Genomic DNA, 4,018 nt, shown 5'->3' with positions numbered 1-4,018 from the left:
ATATTGTAGATTTTGTTGCCAAGCCATCCTTTTACCCCCTCAGTCGATTTCTATACGATATGAAAAATCATTCTACAAGTGCCTGATTCTTCACCGTGACTAATATCATTCAAAAATAGTGAAATTCTCATAATCAGAAATGAAAAACATTTTAAGTAATGAACGATAACTAAAATGGTTAATTTACCAACTTTAGGAAATAATACCCTTATATTTTATTACTCATTTTGGGGGAACAAATAATGCTTAAAAAATTGCTTTCTTTCATTCCTGATTACATGATTTTTATCCAAGCTTTTATCACTTTTATCGTTCCTTTTTCATTATGGAAATTTTTTAAATGGGTTCATTTAATGGAGAAAGAGTGATAAAAAATGAAACGGTGGAGATCAAAATTTAATCAAGAGCAAGAGCAAAATACACCAAATAATCCTACATCGTCAGATAAAAGTTTAACGGGTAATCTTACGTACGATTTAAAAGTTATCAAAAAAGAAATCGGCCATAATTCTGATGTGAAATTTCGTGAATTTCAATTAGGTGATACAACTGTTCAAGTTGCGGTTGTTTTCATCGATGGTCTTTGTGATATTGAATTAATTCAAACTCATATCATGGGTGGATTGATGTTAGGATTAACATCTTTAGCCACTGAGCAGCAATTAGAAGATGACATCGAACAGCAAAGTGAGTGTTTAAGTAAGTATATTAGGAATCAATCTTTGACTGTGTGTACTTTGAAGGAAGTGCAAACAATTGATGATTTAAAATCGGGTGTCCTATTCGGCGCTATTTGTTTATTAGTAGATGGTTTGTCCGAATGCTTCTTATTAGGTGAAGCATCAACTAAATCAAGAGCTATTGCTGAACCAGACTCGGAAGCTCTAGTTCGTGGACCCCGAGTGGGATTTGTTGAGCACTTATGTGATAATACTGCCCTACTGCGACGTAGTGGAAGAAATCAAAATTTATCAATTCTAGGCTTTGAAGTAGGCGAGGTCTCAAAAAAAGAGCTCGTTATTGTGTATATTCAAGGCATTGCTGAACCTCAATTAATTGAAGAAGTAAAGAAAAGAATAAAAAGAATTAAAATTGATTCTGTCCCAGATTCCGGATATATTGAACAACTCATCGAGGATAACTATTTAAGTCCGTTCCCACAAGTGCAAAGCACTGAGAGACCAGACCGAGTAATGAGTGCATTAATGGAAGGGAGAGTTGCACTTATATTAGATGGCTCACCTTTTGCTTTAATCGTTCCAGTTACATTTCAGATGTTATTACAATCACCTGAAGATTATTATGAGAGATGGATTGCAGCGACGTTAATTAGAATTCTACGATTTGTCGCTTCATTTATTTCATTATTCGCCCCATCATTATACATTGCATTTATATCGTTCCATCAAGGATTAATTCCTACTAAGCTTGTTTTTCACATCGCTGTAACTAGGGGTGGCGTACCATTTCCTCCTTTGATTGAAGCTTTGATTATGGAAGTTTCTATTGAGGTTTTAAGAGAAGCTGGATTACGTTTGCCAAAACCGATCGGACAATCTCTTGGAATTGTTGGCGGATTAATCATTGGTGAAGCAGCCGTAGAAGCAGGGATTGTTAGTTCGATCATGGTAATCGTTGTAGCAGTTACAGCGATATCATCATTTACGTTGCCACAATATAATGTTGGCATTGCACTTCGAATGCTACGCTTCATTTCCATGATATTCGCTAGTGTATTCGGATTGTATGGGGTCGTCTTATTCTCTCTTTTACTTTGCAGTCATGTAGTAAAACTAAAAAGCTTTGGCGTTCCATATTTAAGCCCTTCTGCTCCATTGCGCGTTTCAGATTGGAAAGATTTTATTATAAGAGGCCCATTATTCTTGATGAAGCGTCGACCAAAAACTTTACAATCAAAAAATAAGATTAGAGAGAAATAATCAATAGAATGGAGGTTTAATCTTATATGAACTCAAATCCTGTAGATCGAATATCTACCTATCAAGTAGTTATGTTTCTAGCCAATTTCATCTTAGGAGCTGGTATTTTAACATTACCAAGAACGTTAACCGAAAAAGTAGGTACTCCTGATGCATGGATTGGTATTATATTAAGCGGATTATTCATTATTTTGATTGCAATATTAATCGTCAGGCTTTGTAAAAAATTTCCAAATGAAACATTTTATCAATTTAGTCAAAAACTTGTAGGAAAATGGGTTGGCATCATAATTAGTTTGATAATCATCATATATTATATTTGCCTTTCTGCTTTTGAAGTAAGGTCGATGGCTGAAACGACAATGTTATATTTACTTCAAGGAACACCAACGTGGGCAGTTATGATGCCATTTTTATGGATTGGTCTATACTTGGTGATCGGTGGAATCAATTCAATTGCACGAATGTTAGAGATTATATTTCCAATCACAGTTTTATGTTTTTTGCTCGTTATTTTTTTAGGAATTGGGATTTTTGAAATTGATAACCTGCGGCCAGTGTTAGGAATGGGCATTAAACCTGTATTAAAGGGATTGACGACAACCTCTCTTTCATTTGCCGGATTCGAAATCATGCTAGTTATATTTATGTTTATGAAAGAGAAAAAAAATGCTTCGAAAGCAGCAATTTTCGGAATTGGGATTCCATTAGTATTCTACACGATTACTGTTATATCAGTAGTAGGATCTTTTTCGGTTTCCGGTGTTGTATCTCAAACATGGCCTGTACTCACATTTGTTCGAAGCTATGAAATAACTGGCTTATTTTTTGAAAGATTTGATTCAATTTTACTTGTTATTTGGATTATGCAAATCTTCGCCACTTTTATCGTTTCATTTTTTGCTGCAGCAATTGGCATGGCCCAGATATTTAATAAAAAAAGTTTCCATCCTTTTTTATTCATTATTATTCCTTTTATATACCTAATTGCTATGATTCCAGAAGATATAAATGGTGTCTTTAAAATGGGCGGTCTATTAGGTAATTTTTCATTTTATACATTTGGAGCTTTAACAATTGTTTTATTATTCGTTTCATTTGTGAAGGAAAAAGTAAATGGGAAAATGTAAGCAAACTCTACTGTTGTCCTTTATATTACTATCTATTTTGGTTTTTTTAACTGGTTGTTGGAGTAATAAGCCGATTGAAGACCTTAACATTATAGTTGGTTCATCTATTGATAAAGATCAGGATCAACAATTAAAATCTACTCTTCAATATGTGGTACCAGAAGCAATAGCTAATAAAGCAGGTGGTTCAACCTCACAGCAAAAGCCTTATATTAATTTGTCTGCAGTTGCAAATTCGTTGGAACCTGCCGGATGGAAAACAACATTAAAGCGAGAAGGAATCATTTTTGGTCCGCATCAAAAATCAATTGTCATTAGTGAAGAAATTGCTCGTGAAACGCCATTAAGACAATTAACGGATTTATATTACAGAGATATAGATATTCGAGGAAGTACACATATATTTATTTCAAAAGGACGTGCAGATCAAACGCTCGAAACAAAAGAGCAAAATGTGATTCCAGCACTACGAATAGCGGAAATTGCAACACAATCATTTACGACAGAAGTTTTAGCGCATACTACGCTAATGAAAATATGGGGCAGTATGAATTCAGGTTCTAGCTTTCTTTTACAAATGTTAGATTCTACTTCTGGTGAAGTGTCATTTAATGGGGCAGCTGTAATTGGTAATACTTCTAAAATGATTGGCTTTTTAAATAAAGAAGAAGTAGAAGGAATTAATTGGTTAACTGGAGAAGGTAAAGGTGGTTATGTGAAAGCATATCTGAAGGAAGAAGATAAGCCAACATATTATCAGATAGGATCAATGAAAAGTAAAATTAAGCCACATGTTAAAGGCAAGGATATTTCATTCGATGTATCAATTGAATCTGAAGGCAGAATTGCAGAATATTGGAATCCACATTTTAAAGAAGCATTCAATAATAAAAATGTTAAACATATAGAAAAAGCAGCTGAAATAGAAGTGCAAAGAATAGTTGAAAA

4 protein-coding genes are annotated in these 4,018 nt (G+C 33.9%); all 4 read left to right on the top strand.

Annotation, left to right across the window (positions count from 1 at the left end):
• The first annotated feature begins 242 nt into the window (after positions 1–242).
• Complete coding sequence (locus tag V7056_RS16190) at positions 243–368, top strand: hypothetical protein (RefSeq protein ID WP_088000052.1); 126 nt, start codon at positions 243–245, stop codon at positions 366–368.
• A gap of 6 nt (positions 369–374) precedes the next feature.
• Positions 375–1,940 (top strand): spore germination protein, encoded by a 1,566-nt coding sequence (locus V7056_RS16185; RefSeq protein ID WP_499703456.1) that lies wholly within the window; start codon positions 375–377, stop codon positions 1,938–1,940.
• Between the two features lie 26 nt (positions 1,941–1,966).
• Positions 1,967–3,070, top strand: coding sequence for a GerAB/ArcD/ProY family transporter (locus V7056_RS16180; protein WP_499703455.1), 1,104 nt, complete (start codon positions 1,967–1,969; stop codon positions 3,068–3,070).
• Positions 3,057–4,018 (top strand): Ger(x)C family spore germination protein (locus V7056_RS16175; RefSeq protein WP_499703454.1); only part of this gene is annotated, 962 nt, incomplete at its 3' end. The genes V7056_RS16180 and V7056_RS16175, both read left to right, overlap by 14 nt.

The organism is Bacillus sp. JJ664, from assembly GCF_036962205.1.
Classification (GTDB): Bacteria; Bacillota; Bacilli; order Bacillales; family Bacillaceae_G; genus Gottfriedia.
The sequence above is the reverse complement of the archived record's forward strand: the minus strand, read 5'-3'. Positions and strand labels throughout refer to the sequence as shown.

What these genes read in the sequence shown, in the direction of transcription:
- V7056_RS16190 (WP_088000052.1), top strand. Translation starts at nt 243, where the DNA reads ATGCTTAAAAAATTGCTTTCTTTCATTCCTGATTACATGATTTTTATC.
- V7056_RS16185 (WP_499703456.1), top strand. Translation starts at nt 375, where the DNA reads ATGAAACGGTGGAGATCAAAATTTAATCAAGAGCAAGAGCAAAATACA.
- V7056_RS16180 (WP_499703455.1), top strand. Translation starts at nt 1,967, where the DNA reads ATGAACTCAAATCCTGTAGATCGAATATCTACCTATCAAGTAGTTATG.